Annotated in this window: 15 protein-coding genes and 1 pseudogene; 8 read left to right on the top strand and 8 right to left on the bottom strand. The window is 74.8% G+C overall.

From position 1 onward, the window contains the following. Window positions 1-28: 28 nt before the first annotated feature. From zapE to EAO77_RS15885, 3 genes are all read left to right on the top strand, one after another. Window positions 29-1,108: a cell division protein ZapE gene (zapE, locus tag EAO77_RS15895; RefSeq protein WP_410088477.1), complete on the top strand. Its 1,080-nt coding sequence runs from the start codon at window positions 29-31 to the stop codon at window positions 1,106-1,108. A gap of 36 nt (window positions 1,109-1,144) precedes the next feature. After that, window positions 1,145-1,570: an OsmC family protein gene (locus EAO77_RS15890; protein WP_147988608.1), complete on the top strand. Its 426-nt coding sequence runs from the start codon at window positions 1,145-1,147 to the stop codon at window positions 1,568-1,570. Between the two features lie 194 nt (window positions 1,571-1,764). Then, the gene (locus tag EAO77_RS15885) at window positions 1,765-3,123 is read left to right on the top strand and encodes an alkaline phosphatase PhoX (protein WP_147988607.1); all 1,359 of its coding nucleotides are present in this window, start codon (window positions 1,765-1,767) and stop codon (window positions 3,121-3,123) included. Window positions 3,124-3,217: 94 nt separating this feature from the next. Here EAO77_RS15885 and EAO77_RS15880 read toward each other — a convergent pair whose 3' ends face one another. Further along, the gene (locus EAO77_RS15880) at window positions 3,218-3,631 is read right to left on the bottom strand and encodes an organic hydroperoxide resistance protein (protein ID WP_147988606.1); all 414 of its coding nucleotides are present in this window, start codon (window positions 3,629-3,631) and stop codon (window positions 3,218-3,220) included. 101 nt (window positions 3,632-3,732) lie between these two features. Here EAO77_RS15880 and EAO77_RS15875 point away from each other — a divergent pair. Next, window positions 3,733-4,212, top strand: a pseudogene (locus EAO77_RS15875) (MarR family winged helix-turn-helix transcriptional regulator); the annotation flags it as partial. Between the two features lie 113 nt (window positions 4,213-4,325). Here EAO77_RS15875 and EAO77_RS15870 read toward each other — a convergent pair. The 3 genes from EAO77_RS15870 to EAO77_RS15860 all read right to left on the bottom strand — a co-directional run bounded on the left by EAO77_RS15870 (window position 4,326) and on the right by EAO77_RS15860 (window position 7,839). After that, window positions 4,326-5,432: a chemotaxis protein gene (locus EAO77_RS15870; protein WP_147988604.1), complete on the bottom strand. Its 1,107-nt coding sequence runs from the start codon at window positions 5,430-5,432 to the stop codon at window positions 4,326-4,328. 358 nt (window positions 5,433-5,790) lie between these two features. Then, entirely contained in the window at window positions 5,791-7,104 is a 1,314-nt protein-coding gene (locus tag EAO77_RS15865; protein WP_147988603.1) for a S1 family peptidase, read from the bottom strand. Window positions 7,105-7,272: 168 nt separating this feature from the next. Beyond that, window positions 7,273-7,839 (bottom strand): cupin domain-containing protein, encoded by a 567-nt coding sequence (locus EAO77_RS15860; RefSeq protein ID WP_147988602.1) that lies wholly within the window; start codon window positions 7,837-7,839, stop codon window positions 7,273-7,275. Between the two features lie 132 nt (window positions 7,840-7,971). Here EAO77_RS15860 and EAO77_RS15855 point away from each other — a divergent pair, with 132 nt between their 5' ends. After that, complete coding sequence (locus EAO77_RS15855) at window positions 7,972-8,883, top strand: polysaccharide deacetylase family protein (RefSeq protein ID WP_147989160.1); 912 nt, start codon at window positions 7,972-7,974, stop codon at window positions 8,881-8,883. Between the two features lie 96 nt (window positions 8,884-8,979). Here EAO77_RS15855 and EAO77_RS15850 read toward each other — a convergent pair whose 3' ends face one another. From EAO77_RS15850 to EAO77_RS15840, 4 genes are all read right to left on the bottom strand, one after another. Next, window positions 8,980-9,180, bottom strand: a complete 201-nt coding sequence (locus EAO77_RS15850; protein ID WP_147988601.1) for a hypothetical protein — start codon at window positions 9,178-9,180, stop codon at window positions 8,980-8,982. Between the two features lie 91 nt (window positions 9,181-9,271). Beyond that, complete coding sequence (locus EAO77_RS40035; RefSeq protein ID WP_261993923.1) at window positions 9,272-9,964, bottom strand: ABC transporter; 693 nt, start codon at window positions 9,962-9,964, stop codon at window positions 9,272-9,274. Beyond that, window positions 9,961-10,800 (bottom strand): ATP-binding cassette domain-containing protein, encoded by an 840-nt coding sequence (locus EAO77_RS40030; RefSeq protein WP_261993922.1) that lies wholly within the window; start codon window positions 10,798-10,800, stop codon window positions 9,961-9,963. Before EAO77_RS40030 ends, EAO77_RS40035 begins: the two co-directional genes overlap by 4 nt. A gap of 22 nt (window positions 10,801-10,822) precedes the next feature. Further along, complete coding sequence (locus EAO77_RS15840; protein WP_147988599.1) at window positions 10,823-11,500, bottom strand: AIM24 family protein; 678 nt, start codon at window positions 11,498-11,500, stop codon at window positions 10,823-10,825. 71 nt (window positions 11,501-11,571) lie between these two features. On the opposite strand from EAO77_RS15840, the gene EAO77_RS15835 reads away from it, so the two are divergent. The 3 genes from EAO77_RS15835 to EAO77_RS15825 form a co-directional block, all read left to right on the top strand. Next, complete coding sequence (locus tag EAO77_RS15835) at window positions 11,572-12,417, top strand: peptidyl-tRNA hydrolase (RefSeq protein WP_261993921.1); 846 nt, start codon at window positions 11,572-11,574, stop codon at window positions 12,415-12,417. Between the two features lie 224 nt (window positions 12,418-12,641). After that, window positions 12,642-13,415: a DUF4142 domain-containing protein gene (locus EAO77_RS15830; RefSeq protein ID WP_187283223.1), complete on the top strand. Its 774-nt coding sequence runs from the start codon at window positions 12,642-12,644 to the stop codon at window positions 13,413-13,415. 249 nt (window positions 13,416-13,664) lie between these two features. Continuing rightward, window positions 13,665-14,952: DUF692 domain-containing protein (locus EAO77_RS15825; protein WP_261993920.1), on the top strand; the 1,288-nt coding region annotated here is incomplete at its 3' end.

The raw sequence follows: 14,952 nt of genomic DNA, 5'->3' as shown, positions 1-14,952 counted from the left end.
ACCGAGCAGTCTTACACGCCCCTTACAGTTGAATACTGTGCCGACCAGCCCGATAGCCGAAGCAGCTCCCCTCTCGCTCTGCGCGCGCGAGCCGCACGTCCCCGCCGACCGGCTGGTCGCGGAGATGGTGCCGCCGCCGCGGTTCGACGCCGTGCGCTTCGACACGTACGTGCCCGACCCGGGGCAGCCCAGCCAGATGGAGGCCGTCAAGGTCCTCGGCGACTTCGCCGGCGGCCTCGGCGGGGCCCACGCGAGCGGCGGCGGCAGGCGGCGCTGGTTCGCGAGGAAGCCGGCCGCCCCCTCGGGCCCGCGCGGGGTCTACCTCGACGGCGGCTACGGCGTCGGCAAGACCCACCTGCTCGCCTCGCTCTGGCACGCCACCCCCGCCGACCCCTCGCTCAAGGCCTTCGGCACCTTCGTCGAGCTGACGAACCTGGTCGGGGCGCTGGGCTTCCAGCAGACCGTGCAGACGCTGAGCGGGCACCGGCTGCTGTGCATCGACGAGTTCGAGCTGGACGACCCGGGCGACACCGTCCTCGTCTCCTCGCTGCTCGGACGCCTGGTCGAGGCGGGAGTGGCGCTGGCCGCCACCTCCAACACCCTGCCGGGCAAGCTCGGCGAGGGACGATTCGCCGCCGCCGACTTCCTGCGCGAGATCCAGGGACTGTCCGCGCATTTCCGGCCACTGCGGATCGACGGCGAGGACTACCGCCACCGCGGGCTGCCCGCCGCCCCCGAGCCGTACTCGGACGACGAGGTCACCCGGGCCGCGTACGCCACCGACGGCGCCTCCCTCGACGACTTCCCCATGCTGCTGGAGCACCTGGCCCGGGTGCACCCGAGCCGCTACGGCGCGCTCACCGACGGGATCCGCGCGGTGTGCCTGACCGACGTCCGGCCGGTGCCCGACCAGTCGACCGCGCTGCGCCTCGTCGTCCTCGCCGACCGGCTCTACGACCGGGAGGTGCCCGTGCTCGCCTCGGGCCTCCCGTTCGACAGCCTGTTCAGTGACGAGATGCTGAACGGCGGCTACCGCAAGAAGTATTTCCGGGCGATCTCCCGGCTCACGGCCCTGGCACGCGACGCAAAGGCCTTGATCGCGCAGTAGGTTGGGTTTCGTCACACCCATACCGAAGGGAAGATCATGGCTACCACGCGCCAGGCGCACACCGTTTGGGAAGGCAACCTGCTCGAGGGCAAGGGTGTGGTCACTCTCGACTCCTCCGGCATCGGCGAGTACCCGGTCTCCTGGCCCTCCCGCGCCGAGGCGGCGAACGGGAAGACCAGCCCCGAGGAACTCATCGCGGCCGCCCACTCCAGCTGCTACTCGATGGCCCTCTCGCACGCCCTCGCGGGCGCCGGCACCCCGCCCTCGCGCCTGGAGACCAAGGCGGAGGTCACCTTCCAGCCGGGTGAGGGCATCACCGGCATCCACCTGACCGTCGAGGGCGAGGTCCCCGGCATCGACGCCGACGCCTTCACCAAGGCCGCCGAGGACGCCAAGGCGAACTGCCCGGTGAGCCAGGCGCTGACGGGCACGACGATCACGCTGAGCGCCTCGCTCGCCTGATCCCGCGCGGCCGATCCGGCCGGGGCACGGCAGCCATGCCGGACCGGCCGGATCCGGCCGGTCCGGACGTACTCCCTCCGGGGCCGGCCCCGGAGGCCCCAGCGGCCACTGTGGCACGCCTGGTTACGAAGCGGCACGTTGCGTGATACACACATGCGGGTCACATCTCCTGTCCGCCAGCAGGGAGTTGCCTCATGACCGCAACACGACGTCAAGCACTGGCCGGAGCCGGCGCGGTGGGCGCATCGATCGCCTTCAGCGGCGCGTTCACCGAACTCTTCACCGGGACCGCGGCCGCCCGCGGCCACGGGGGCTACGGCCCGCTCGTGCCCGACCCGGCGGGTCTGCTCGACCTGCCGGAAGGTTTCCGCTACACGGTCCTCTCCCGCCAGGGCCAGCCGCTGCGCTCCGGCGAGGGTCCCGTGCCCAGCAACTTCGACGGCATGGCCGCCTTCCAAGGCAGCCGCGGGCACGTCGTCCTCGTCCGCAACCACGAGAACCGGTACAACGGCAGAATCGGCGTGCCGACCGTCGAGGGCCTCACCTACGACCCGATGGCCAAGGGCGGTTGCACCGCGCTCGAACTCGACGGCCGCAACAACGTCCTGTCGGAGCGGGTCGCCATCGCCGGCACCGCGGTCAACTGCGCGGGCGGGCCCACCCCCTGGGGCACCTGGCTGACCTGCGAGGAGACCGAGGACCGGGCCGGCACGAACGGGTACACCAAGGACCACGGGTTCATCTTCGAGGTCGACGGCGGCGACCCCCACCTCACCGGCGCGGTGCCGCTGACCGCGATGGGCCGCTTCCAGCACGAGGCCATCGCCGTCGACCCGTCGACGGGGATCGTCTACGAGACCGAGGACGCGTTCGAGCAGCCCTTCGGGCTCTTCTACCGGTTCCTCCCCGACCGGCCGCTCGGCGGCACCGGTTCGCTGCGCGCCGGCGGCCATCTCCAGGCCATGCGGGTGCCGGGCGTGCCCGACCTGTCGCGGATCCAGGAGACGGGTGCGCGGTTCGACCGGATCGAGTGGGTGCCGGTGCCCGACAGCCAGGCCACCACCACGCCCATCCGGCACCAGGACTTCGGCCGCAGGGGCGTCACCCACGCGCAGAAGCTGGAGGGCTGCTACTGGGGCGGCCGCTCGGTCTACTTCGTCTCCAGCTACGCCCGCAGCGCCGAGGGCTCCGCCGGCGACCACTTCGGCCAGGTGTGGCGGTACGAGCCGCACCGCCGGCGCCTGACGCTGGTGATCGTGTTCGGCCCGGGCACGGACGTCCAGCTGCCCGGCGAGTCCCCCGACAACATCTGTCTGGCGCCATGCGGCGGCCTGATGGTGGCGGAGGACGGCGACGGCGCCCAGCACGTCTACGGCGTGACCAAGCGCGGGGAGGTGTACGCGATGGCCCGCAACAGGCAGAACACCGGGACGCCCACCAAGCCCACCTGGGGCGAGTTCGCGGGCGTCTCGTTCTCGCCGGACGACGCCACGATGTACGTGAACGTCTACAACCCCGGCACGACCTTCGCGGTCACCGGCCCCTGGCACTGACCCGGCCCGGCGTCCCCGCACCCGCGGGGACGCCGTCCGCGCCGTGCGTCGGCGGGCGGCGGCCGGAGGGGCGCCGCGGCCCCCCCGGGAGCGATCACTCGATGACGAGCTCGACCGGCAGGTTGCCGCGGGTCGCCTTGGAGTACGGGCAGTACGCGTGGGTCTTCTCCAGCAGGGCGCGGCCGGGCTCGCCCTGGAGGTGGTCGGGCAGTTCGACGCGCATGATCACGGAGAGCGCGAAGCCGCCGTCGTCGTCCTTGCCGATGGAGACCTCCGCGGTGACGGATGCGTCCTTGACGTCGATCTTCTCCTGCCGGCCGATCGCCCCCATGGCACTGGCGAAACAGGCGGCGTAGCCGGCCGCGAAGAGCTGCTCGGGGTTGGTGCCCCGGCCGTCGCCGCCGAGGGCCGCGGGGAAGGCGAGCGGCAGGTCGATGTGGCCGTCGGAGCTGACGGCGCGGCCCTCGCGTCCGTTGGCGGTGGCGACAGCGGTGTAGAGCGCGTCCATGGAAGAACCATCCCTCGTGGGTCGGGAACCGATGTCCACCAATAAAGCACACGATTAAGTTGTGCACAACTTAATCGCGCACACCTTGGTACTGTGGACGCATGGAGAACGCGACGCCGACCCCACCCCTGCCCGGGGACGTACCGGACGAGGAGTTCCTCCGCCTCGACCACCAGATCTGCTTCTCGCTGCACACCGCGGCGCGGGCGTTCAACGGCGTCTACCGCACGGCCCTGAAGGACCTCGGGCTCACCTACCCGCAGTACCTGGCCATGATGGTGCTGTGGGAGCACGGGGAACTGCCCGTCAAGGAGATCGGCGACCACCTCCGCCTCGACTCCGGCACCCTCTCGCCGCTGCTCAAGCGCCTGGAGACGGCGGGGTACGTGGAGCGGCGGCGCAGCGCCGCGGACGAGCGGTCCGTCACGGTGCGCCCGACGGCCGCCGGCGGGGAACTGCGCGAGCGGGCCCTCGGCGTCCCCCGCCGGATCGCCGCAGCCACGGGCCTGCCGCTGGAACGGATTCGCGCCCTGCGCACGGAGCTGGACGCCCTCACGGCACACCTGACCGGCCGTGATCCGGCCCCGGGCACGGCGCCGGTCTGCGCCGGCCGGACACGGCGGCCCCGTCCGCCCGCGGTGGGGCGTGGCACAGGGGGCCACGCCCCACCGCGCTCCGGGCCGGGAGGGCGGTCTCAGTAGCGGAGTTCGGCGGCCACGCCGCCGTGTTCCGACAGCGTGCCGTCCGGGACGAAGACCACCTCGGCCCCGCCGTCGAGGGCCGTCTCGACGAGTTCGTCGACGATGTCCTCGCGTACCTCCGGGTCCTGCGGGGCCGCCGGGTCGACCGGCTGGAGGTGGCCCGCGGTGACGCGGACGGTGCGCTGGAAGTGTTCCTCGACGACGACGAGCGCGGCCCGCTCGTCCCGCACCGCGCCCCAGACCTCGTCCAGCCCTGCGGCGAACGAGCGCCGCCCGCGGGCGGCGTCGAGGCGGCCGGCCACCGCGGCGGCGTGCCGGGTGCGGTACTCGTCCAGTGCCGGACGCACCTCCTTCAGCAGCTCGGCCGCCGGGCCGTCGGTCAGTCCGCCCTTGACGACGCGGCCCGCCGCGGCCGCCGTCGCCGTCCCCGCGTCCCGCAGGACGCTCAGCGCGGGCGCGAGCCCGACCAGGAACAGCGGGCGGGGGTCCGACTCCAGGACGGCGCCGACGGCCGTGTCGACCTCGCGCAGGTACTGCCGCGTCCACTCGTCCGTGAAGGTACTCGCCACGTCGCCCTGCCGCTGCTCCCGCTGCGGATCGTCCTGCTCCTGCGGCCTGGTGTGCGGGAAGCCGTCACCGGTGTGCTCGTGCAGCGACTCGTCCGCCCCGCTCCACAGCGTCGACCGGTCGCTCGCCACGACCAGCACCCAGTAGGGCCGCGCCTGCGCCTTGGCGGAGACCAGGTTGCGGGTCAGGTAGCTGTCGCTGAGGACGACCCGCTCGGGCACCGCACGCGGCAGGCGCCAGACCTGGTACTCGCGGGTGTCGGCGAGGATCGCGAGCCCGTCCTGCGCCTGCCGCAGGTCCAGCTCCGCCACCGCCCGGTCCAGCTGGGCACGCACCCCGGCCCTGGTCTCGCGGTCGACGCCGTCGTCGCCGAGCCGGCGCTCCGCCTCGGCCATCAGGTTGCGCAGCCGTACCGCGTCCTGCTCGCTGTCCTTGCCGTGGCGGTGGGTGGGCATCGTCACGGAGACGGCGGGGTAGGGCTTCTGCGCCCGCAGCTGCCGCAGCAGCGCGGGGGTCAGGGCGTCGGTGTCCATGTCTCCCTCTCGACTGTCCCCCCGGCGTTCGTCCGTCCAACCTTCCGACGAGCGGTCCGCTCCCGCATCCGGGCGCGGTCGAGCGGCGGGCCCGGTGGACGACACCGGCGGTGCGGCGCAGTCCCCGTCGGCCGGGCGCCGGGAGTCCGGTGGACGCATCCCGCGGCTTCTGTGCCCTCCGCCGGGACCACTAGCCGCCGGCCGGCGGCCGGCGGCTAGTGGTCCTGGCGGAGGGGCGGGGCGTGCGCGTGCGCGGGGGCTTCGGGCGGCACGCGGCGGCGGGGCACCGGGCGCACCCCTGGGGTGCGCCCGGTGCCCCGCCCGGTGATCGCGGCCGCGTGGGGGGCGCGGCGTGCGGTCAGCCGCGGTTCCCTGCCGATCCGTCGTCGTCCGCTGCGTCACCTCCCTGCCCGTCGCCGCCCGCCGAGCCGGTGCCGTCGCCGGCGTCCTGACCCGCGTCCTGGCCCGCTCCGTCGCCCGGGCCCGTGCCGTCGCCGGCGCCTTGCCCTGCGCCGTCGTCCGCACCCTGACCTGCGCCGGCGTCCGCGTCGCCGCCTCCCGCGCCGATGGCCGCGCCGACCGCCGCCAGGGCCGTGGTCACCGGCTGGAAGAACGTCTCGCCGCCCGTGGTGCAGTCGCCGCTGCCGCCCGACGTGAGTCCGATCGCCGTGCCGTCCCTGGTGAACAGGGCTCCGCCGCTGTCCCCGGGTTCGGCGCACACATCGGTCTGGATGAGTCCGGTGACCGTTCCCTCCGGATAGTTCACGGTGGCGTCGAGGCCGGTGACCCGGCCGTCCCTGAGGCCGGTGGTGCTGCCCATGCGGAAGACCTCGAGGCCGACCGCCGCCTCACCTGCGCCGAGGATGTCCAGGGTCCGGCCGTTGCCGAGGTCGACCGTGCTCGGTGGCTGCGTGGCCGGGTCGTCGTAGGTGACGAGGGCGAAGTCGCCGTCTCCGGGGAACGTCGCGGCCTGCACCGTACCCACCGGCGCGCCGTTCGGCTCCTCGGACCACTGCGCGGCCGCGACCCCGCAGTGCCCGGCGGTGAGGAAGCCGGGCGCGCCGGACCCGGTCGTCACGTTGAAGCCGAGGGAACAGCGCGCTCCCCCGCCGAAGACGGCGTCGCCGCCCTCCAGGAAGGGGGTGAACTCGCCGGCCGAGCGCCTGAGGTCGGCGGTGCCCGCGCCCAGGGTGCCGACCGCCGCCTCCAGCCGGTCCCAGCGTTCGCCGCGCACCGTACGGTCCGCGGTGACGACGAGCCGGTTGGTCCGGGGGTCGACCGCCCAGGCCGTGCCGGGGATGGTGGCCCGGGCGGCGAGTGTGCGGGCCGCGCTGGTGAGTTCGCCCATGCTGTTGTCGACGTTGCGGGCGACGGCTCCCTCGCCGGCGACGCGTTCGGCCGCCGTGTCGTCGCCGCCTGCCAGGTTGACGACGAGCTGCTTGCGTCCGGCGTCGTAGTAGGCGCCCGCATACGCGTCGCCGAGCGACGGGCCCAGCCGGGAGAGCAGGTCCTGTGCGCTCGCCGCGCTCATCGTGCGGGGTGCGGCCGCTCGGTCGCCCCCGCCGGACTGCGAGGCGTTGGCGTGGGGCAGCAGCACGGCCGCGGCGGCGATGCCCACCGCCCCGGCTCCGGCCAGCACGGCCTTCCGCTTGGGTATTCGCCTGTGAGTCAACTCGCTGCCTCCTGCGGGGGATACGGGATCCGGTGCCGATGGGCGGCTCCGGGGGACGCGTCCGACCCTTGGTACGGATGAGGCGGGCGATGCGCTCAACGCCGGTACGCACGAACACCGCGGACGGACCGTCAGGGGCGTACGGCGGGCGCGGTCCTGCGGTGTGCGTCAGTCGGGCAGGCGGCTGCCGCAGCGGGCGCAGTAGCGGGCGTCCGACGACTCGGCGGGGCGGTCGCAGGCGGGGCAGATCCGGTTCAGCAGGCACGCGGGGTCGCCGCCGCCTTCCCGGCCGTCGATCCGGCCGCCTCCGGCGGAGGTCTCGCCTTCCGGCGGGGAGGACTCGCCCGCGCGCCGGCCGGTCGCCGACGGGCGGGTGGAGCCGATGGTGAGTCCGGGCCTGCGGCGGTGGGCGGTGAGGTGGACCAGCCCGCCGGGACCCGCGAGCAGCGAGCGCTCGGTGCCACGGGGCAGCCAGGCCACGCAGCCCGGCTCCAGGAGCTCGCTCGCCCCCGCCACGGTCAGTTCCCCGCTGCCGCGCAGGACGCACAGCAGCACATCCAGGTCCGGCTCGACATGGGGGACGACGCGCTCGCCGGGCGGGACCCGGATCACGTTGGCGTCCAGCTGCCGTGCCACCGGAGCGAGACGCCACAGGGCGCCGCCCCGTTCGTCCGGCGCGCCGGCGAGCAGCTCGGTCACGGCGGCGAGCACACCGGCGACGGGCTGCTGCGCCATGCCGTTCCTCCCTGTCACGGATCCCCGGGGGCCCCACGGGAGGCATCATCCCACGGTGCGGGAGGGGCTCCGGGACGCCGTGCCACCGCGTCCGGCCGCGCCGGGGGGACCGGCTGACCACCCCTCAGAATGATGATCGGATATTTTCGGCGAGTGACCAGACTTGTCCGAAGATTTGCCCTTTGCGTCGTGCTGGGTGCATGGGGCGCGAGCCTCACGGGCTGCGCGGCGCCCGTCACCGCCGACCGCCCCACTCCTCCCCCGGCGGCCCCGGCGGGTACCGCGTCCCCGGACACCGGTGCCCCCGTACCGCCGCGGCCGGGCAAACCCCGGCAGGAGGGGCGGGCTCCCGCGGCCGGCGGGCGGGCTCCCGTCTTCTCACGGGCCACCCCGCGCCCCGGCGCCCCTGTGCCCAAGGTCGTCGCGCTCACCTTCGACGCCGACATGACGGCGGACCAGGGACCGCGGGCGGCCCGCGGGGAACGCTTCGACAACCCGGGGCTGATCGAGGCCCTGCGCACGCTGAAGGTGCCGTCGACGGTGTTCATGACCGGGCGCTGGGCGGAGGAGTACCCGGCGCAGGCGAAGTCCATCGGCACGGACCCGCTGTTCGAGACCGCCAACCACTCCTACAGCCACTACGCCTTCACCGACGACTGCTACGGCCTGCCGGTCGTCGCCCGTCCGCGCATGCTCGCCGACGTGCAGCGCGCCCGGCGGGCGTTCGAGCGCGCCGGGGTGCGCAACACCGTCCCGTACTTCCGCTTCCCCGGCGGCTGCCACGACGACGCCGCCCTGCGCGCGGTGGCCCCCGCCGGAGTCACGGCGGTGCAGTGGGACGTGGTGAGCGGCGACGCCTTCGCCACGGACGCGGAGGCCGTGGCCGAGCAGGTCCTCACGGGCGTGCAGCCGGGATCGCTGGTGGTCATGCACTGCACCCGCAGCGCCGCCCCCGTCACCGAGGAGGCGGTCCGCCGCATCGTCCCGGAGCTGCGCCGCCGCGGTTACCGCTTCGTGAAGGTCTCCGAGCTGATGCGCGGGTGACACGGGCGCCGGGGGCCGTGCGCGTCCCCTGGCCCGCCCGCCGTGCGAAGGGGGTGTCCCGGGCCGGACCCGGGCCGCCCGCGCGGCGGCCCCCGATCAGCCGGAGCAGGCCGTGCGTTCGGCCTCCCGCCACTCGCAGACGGGACACAGCGGGGCGCCCTTCACGGACGCCGGGTACTCGGTCGGCTCGCGGCACAGCACGCACTCCGCGAACGGGCCCTCCTCGGCGGGGCTCTCCGCAGGAGTGCCGGCCGGGGCCCCGCAGTACGCCTCGCGCTCCTTCGTGTGCTCGTCCATGCCTCCAGGCTAAGCCGACCGGCACGGATCGGAACGGGCCCGCCGGGACCCGCGCCGCTCCGGGCGGAAGGGCCCCACGCCACGACACGCCCTAATCCGCCGCCGGGCCGCCGTCCGCTCCCCGCCGGGACACCAGGCGGCAGGCGACCGCCGATGCCGCGCAGGCCATCAGCGCCGCCACCGTCAGAGGGAGCAACGGCAGGTGCACCGCGCCGGTGCGCGAGCCGGTGACCAGACCGGTCACGGCGGCCTTCGCCGGTGAGCCGGTGGTCACCAGGGCGAGCAGGGCGGCCACCGCGGCGGCCGCGAGCGACCAGCCGCGCGCGTGCAGCAGGGGGCGGGTGCACAGGGCCCCGGCCGCCGAACCGGTCAGCACGCTCACCGCGCATGCCAGCAGACCGGCGGCCGCGGCGTGCCCCGCGGGGATCGCGGCACGGTGGTCCGCGCCGGACAGGTCGCTCAGCGCGACGACCACGCCCGTCGCCGCGCAGCCGAGTGCCGCCGCCGTCCCGGCTGCCGCGAGCAGCACGGACAGATGGGCCCGTGCGGGGCCGGCCGCCGCGGCCGTGACGTACCGGGCGGCGGCGGGCTCCTGCGTGGCGCAGATGCGCACCAGCCAGGCCGTCACGGGCAGCAGGCCGGCGGCGGCCCAGCCGAGGGAGTCCAGGACGGGGCGGCCGGACTGGACGCCGACGGCGAGGACGGCGGCGTAGAGCAGCACCGGCGCCAGCCAGCGCTGCGACCGGAGCAGCAGCGCCGTCCGGTAGGCGAGCAGCGCCGTCACGACGTCCCCCCTCGGTGCACGGCGGGGGCCGTCTCCACCTGGCGGACGTGCCACGGCAGCCGGGCCGTGAGCAGCGCACGGAGCAGCGCGTCCGAGTGTGCGGCCGCTACCGTGAACACGGTCGCGCCGCCGTCGCCCGCCACCGCCGAGGGCGCCCCGGGAAGCCCGTCGGGCAGGCCCGCGCCGGGCGGGCCGACGGCCACGATCCTGGCCGGGGGCGGCCCGGCCGGGGCCGCGACGGGGGGCGGACGTACCAGGGCGCCGTTCCGCACGGCGAGCACGGTGTCGCCCGCGCCCGGCGGACGGCGTCGGTCGTGGTCGACGCAGACGACCGCCGACCCCTCGGCGACCAGTTCGGCCACGGCCCGGTCGAGCTCGGCGCGGGCCGCCGTGTCCAGACCGGTCCACGCCTCGTCGAGGACCAGCAGTTCCGGCCGGGCGACGAACGCCTGCGCGACCGCGACCTTCTGGCAGGTGCCCTTGGACAGCTCGCCGAGCGGTGTCCGGGCATGCCCGGCGGCCCCGAGGCGCTCCAGCCAGCCGAGGGCGGCGGTGCGGGCCGCCCGCCGCCCCAGGCCCTGGACGCGTCCGAGCCTCGCCACGTAGCCGGCCGCGGTGAAGGGCAGCGCGGCCGGGAAGCGCTCGGGGACGTAGGCCGTGCGCGGCCGGCCGGTGATCCGCCCCTCGGTCGGGGCGTCGATCCCGGCCAGCAGCCGCAGCAGGGTGGACTTGCCGGAGCCGTTGGCGCCCTCGACCCGGACCAGCGCCCCGCGCGGCACGTCCAGGTCCACGCCGCGCAGCACCCAGGGCCCGGCGAGGCCGTAACGGCGGCCCACCCCTCGCAGCCTCAGCGTCGTCTCAGCTCTGTGCGGGCTTGTGCGGGGCCGCCTCGCTCGGGCGGACGATCACGAAGCCCTCGCCCTCCAGCTTGAGCTGGACGGCCTCGCCCGAACCGCCGCGGATCGCCGACCCGACGGACTGCGAGCGGTTCAGCGAACTGGTGAGCCGGCTGCTCCAGCCGACGACGGCGTCGGTGTCGGCGTACACCGGCTGCTGGGGGGTGACGGGGATGACGATCGGGGTGCCCTCGCACATCACGGCCAGCTTGCCGTATCCGGTGAAGACGCTGTTGAACAGGCCGCCGCCGGTCAGTCCGGCGCCCTTGACGGTCTGGATCTCGTAGGACAGGGAGGCGTCGAAACACAGCACGTTGCGCCCGTTGACCGTCAGGGAGTCGCCCTGCTCGACGTCGATGATGAAGCAGTTGTTGGCCTCGTGCGCGAACCACGCCTCGCCCTGGCCGCGCACGGCCATCAGCGCGAGACCCTCGCCCGTGACGGCGCGCTTGAGCATGCCGCCGATGCCCTGGCCCTTGCGCTCGAACTCCAGGTTGCCCCGGAAGGCGATCATCGAGCCCTGGCGGGCGTGCATCTCGCCGTTGACCGTGTACTTCACCGACTTGGCGTTCTGCAGGGTCATCCCGGGAACCGTCGCCTGCTGGGCCATGTTCTCGTTGCTGAACAGATCACTCTTCATGCCCGGCATCCTCGCCCGGACCGTCGCGGTACGACAACCGCCCCCGGCGGGGCGGCTGGCACACTGATCGCGTGAGCAGTGAACATCCCGCAGACGGCACCCGCGACATCGTGTCCCCGGCCGCTTCCCCGGCCGGACCTCCGCTCGGAAATCCGGCTGGAAATCCGGCCGGAAATCGTTCCGGCACCCCGGCCGGGGAGTCCCCCGACAGTCCGTTCCGGCACGAGAACGAGAGCCGCGACAGCGCACCGCAGTACGTCCTGCCGCTGGTTGTCCGTATCGAGCGGGCCGAACCGCCCCTGCGCACCGACGCGTTGGAGACCGCGGCGCGCGCCGTGCTGGAGATCCTGGGCGACGAACGCTCCACCGGCGACGGTGAATGGGCCCGGGCCGTGCGGGACTGGCAGGACGCGCGGATCCGCAAGGTCGTCCGCCGGGCGCGCGGCGCCGAGTGGCGCAAGGCGTGCACGCTGCCCGGCATCACGGTGACGGGCAAGGCGGCCGAGGTCCGGGTGTTCCCTCCCGTACCGCTCGACGGCTGGCCCAGGGAACTCGCCAGACTCCAGGTGTCCGGCACGGATCTGGACGACCCCGCTCCCCCGGCCCCCGCCGGCCCCGGGGAGCCCGTCCTCTGGATGAGCCCCGAGGTGGAGATGTCCGCGGGCAAGGCCATGGCGCAGGCGGGGCACGGCGCCCAACTCGCCTGGTGGGAACTCTCCGGGGAGCAGCGCGCGGCATGGCGGGCGGCCGGCTACCCCCTGGCCGTGCGCACCGCCGACCCGGCCCGCTGGCGCGCCCTCACGGGCGGCGGCCTGCCGGTGGTGCGCGACGCCGGCTTCACCGAGATCGCCCCCGGTTCCTGCACGGTGGTGGCCGACCACCCCGACCTGCCCGCCTCCCGGCGAAGGACGGCGTAACGGCCCTCCCGGGCGGGCCCGCCGGGGGGCGGACCGCCTCCGGCGAGGTGCCGGAGCGCACGTCCTGCCACAGGACTGAACATTCCCGCACCTGGACTCGTACTCCTGAGTACCGCCGCGTAGTTTGACCGCCTGAGTTCGACCGGCCGCACGGCCGGCGGGCTCTTCGGTGACTCGGGCGGCATCGGTCTGCCGTGTCACGTTTCGGCTCTGGAGGCACATTGTTGCGGCGCATCAACGGGACAGCTCTCATCATCGCGGCCCTCGTCGTCACGGTCGGCGCGCTCGCGTTCCCCGTCTGGTCGTACGCCGACCGCTCGGGAACCGGGCAGGCGAACCTGAACGCGTCGACCGTGGCGACACAGTGGGGACCGCTGTCCGCGGCCGACCGCGATCTGCTGGTCAAGGTCCGCCTGGCCGGACTCTGGGAACTGCCCGCCGGCCAGCAGGCCGTCGAACGCGCCCCGAGCCAGGCGATCAGGGACGCCGGAGACCACCTCATCGTCGGCCACACCGACCTCGACCGCCGGGCGCGCGACGTGGCGGCGAAGCTGGGGGTCGAGCTGCCCAACCAGCCCACCGAGCAGCAGCAGGGGTGGCTGCGCGAACTGTCCGCCGCGAGCGGCAAGGAGTACGAGCGCAAGTTCGCCAATCTGCTGCGCAACGCGCACGGCAAGGTCTTCGCGGTGATCGCCCAGGTCCGGCACACCACCAGGAACGCGCTCATCCGCCAGCTCGCGTCCGACTCCAACCAGACCGTGCTCGACCACATCACGATGCTGGAGGCGACCGGCATGGTCGACTTCGACGCCATCGCCAACGAGGCGGCGAACGGGGCGTCGGCCAGTCCGAGCGGCCCGCCGGCCCCGGACGGGAACCTGCCGCCCTCGCCCCCTCCCGCCCAGCCGTCCGGCGACATCTCGGTGACCTCCCGGCCCTCGCCGGCCGCCCCCGGCACGGTCAACACGGACCGTCCCGAGGTGCCGTCGGGCGGATAGCGCCCGACGGCGTGCGGCCCGACAGGCGCGGGCCGCACGCCGCACACGGGCCGGACGACGCAGGGCAGGGGCCGGCCGGACGCGGGGCGGGAGCAGCTCGCCGGGCTCCTCGCCCCTCGTTCGTTCCGGAGCCGGCCGTGGAACCTCAAATGTTGCTCTGAACGTCCTCCGCAGCGGATTCGCCGGGCCCCGCCGGGGCCATGACCACTGCACCGTCGTCGTGGCACGGCGGGCGGAGGAGGGGGACACATGGAACTCGGCATCGGAATCGGCTGGCGTCCGGAGATCGCGGACACGGTGGAACGGCTGCCGGGCCTCGACTGGGTCGAGGTCGTCGCGGAGAACGTCTGCCCGGGCCATCTGCCCGACTCGCTCGTCCGGCTGCGCGAGCGCGGCGTCCGTATCGTGCCGCACGGTGTCTCCCTGGGCATCGGCGGCGCCGACCGCCCCTCGGCGCAGCGCCTCGCCGACCTCGCCGCACGCGCCGAGGCCCTCGGTTCCCCGCTGGTCACCGAGCACATCGCCTTCGTACGGGCGGGGGGCGAGCTGACCGCGTCCCCGGCGCTGGAGGCGGGCCACCTGCTGCCCGTCCCCCGGACCCGGGACGCGCTGGCCGTGCTGTGCGAGAACGTCCGTATCGCCCAGGACTCGCTGCCCGTGCCGCTGGCGCTGGAGAACATCGCGGCGCTGGTCTCCTGGCCCGGCGAGGAGATGTCCGAGGGCCGGTTCCTCGCGGAGCTCGTCGAGCGCACGGGCGTCAAACTGCTCGTCGACGTGGCCAACCTCCACACGAACCGGGTGAACCGCGGCGAGGACCCGTACGCGGCGCTGGACGAGCTGCCGGTGGAGGCCATCGCGTACGTGCACGTGGCCGGCGGGATCGAGCGGGACGGGGTCTGGCACGACACCCACGCCCACCCGGTCACCCGGCCGGTCCTGGACATCCTCGCCGGTCTGCGGGCACGGGTGGCACCGCCCGGGGTGCTCCTGGAACGGGACGACGACTTCCCGCCGCCCGAGGAGCTGGCGGCCGAACTGTCCGTGATCCGCACGACACTGGCCACGGCGGGGCGGACCGCGGCGGGGCACGTGGCGTCGGGAGCGTCCGCGAACGCCCCTGCCGGGGCCGTCACGGACGCGCCGGGCGCCGGGGCCCGGGACGCGGGCGCGACCGGCTCCATGGCCGGGGAGGCAGGCGCGACCGGCTCCATGACCGGGGAGGCAGGCGCGACCGGCTCCATGACCGGGGAGGCAGGCGCGACCGGCTCCATGACCGGGGAGGCAGGCGCGACCGGCTCCATGACCGGAAAGGCAGGCGCGACCGGAGATCCGGTCACGCCGGGCCCGCGCGGCCAAGCTGCGCACGCCGGGGCCGGGGAAGCCGGTGCCGCGGACGCGGGGACCCGGGAAGCAGGCTCCGGGAACGCGGCCGGCCGCGGCGGGGCACGTGGCGTCGGGAGCGTCCGCGAACGCCCCTGCCGGGGCCGTCACGGACGCGCCGGGCGCCGGGGCCCGGGACGCGGGCGCGACCGGCTCC

The organism is Streptomyces sp. T39 (assembly GCF_008042045.1).
In the GTDB taxonomy this organism is placed as follows: Bacteria; Actinomycetota; Actinomycetes; order Streptomycetales; family Streptomycetaceae; genus Streptomyces.
Note: the sequence above shows the minus strand (reverse complement) of the source record. Positions and strands in the feature narration are given on the sequence as shown.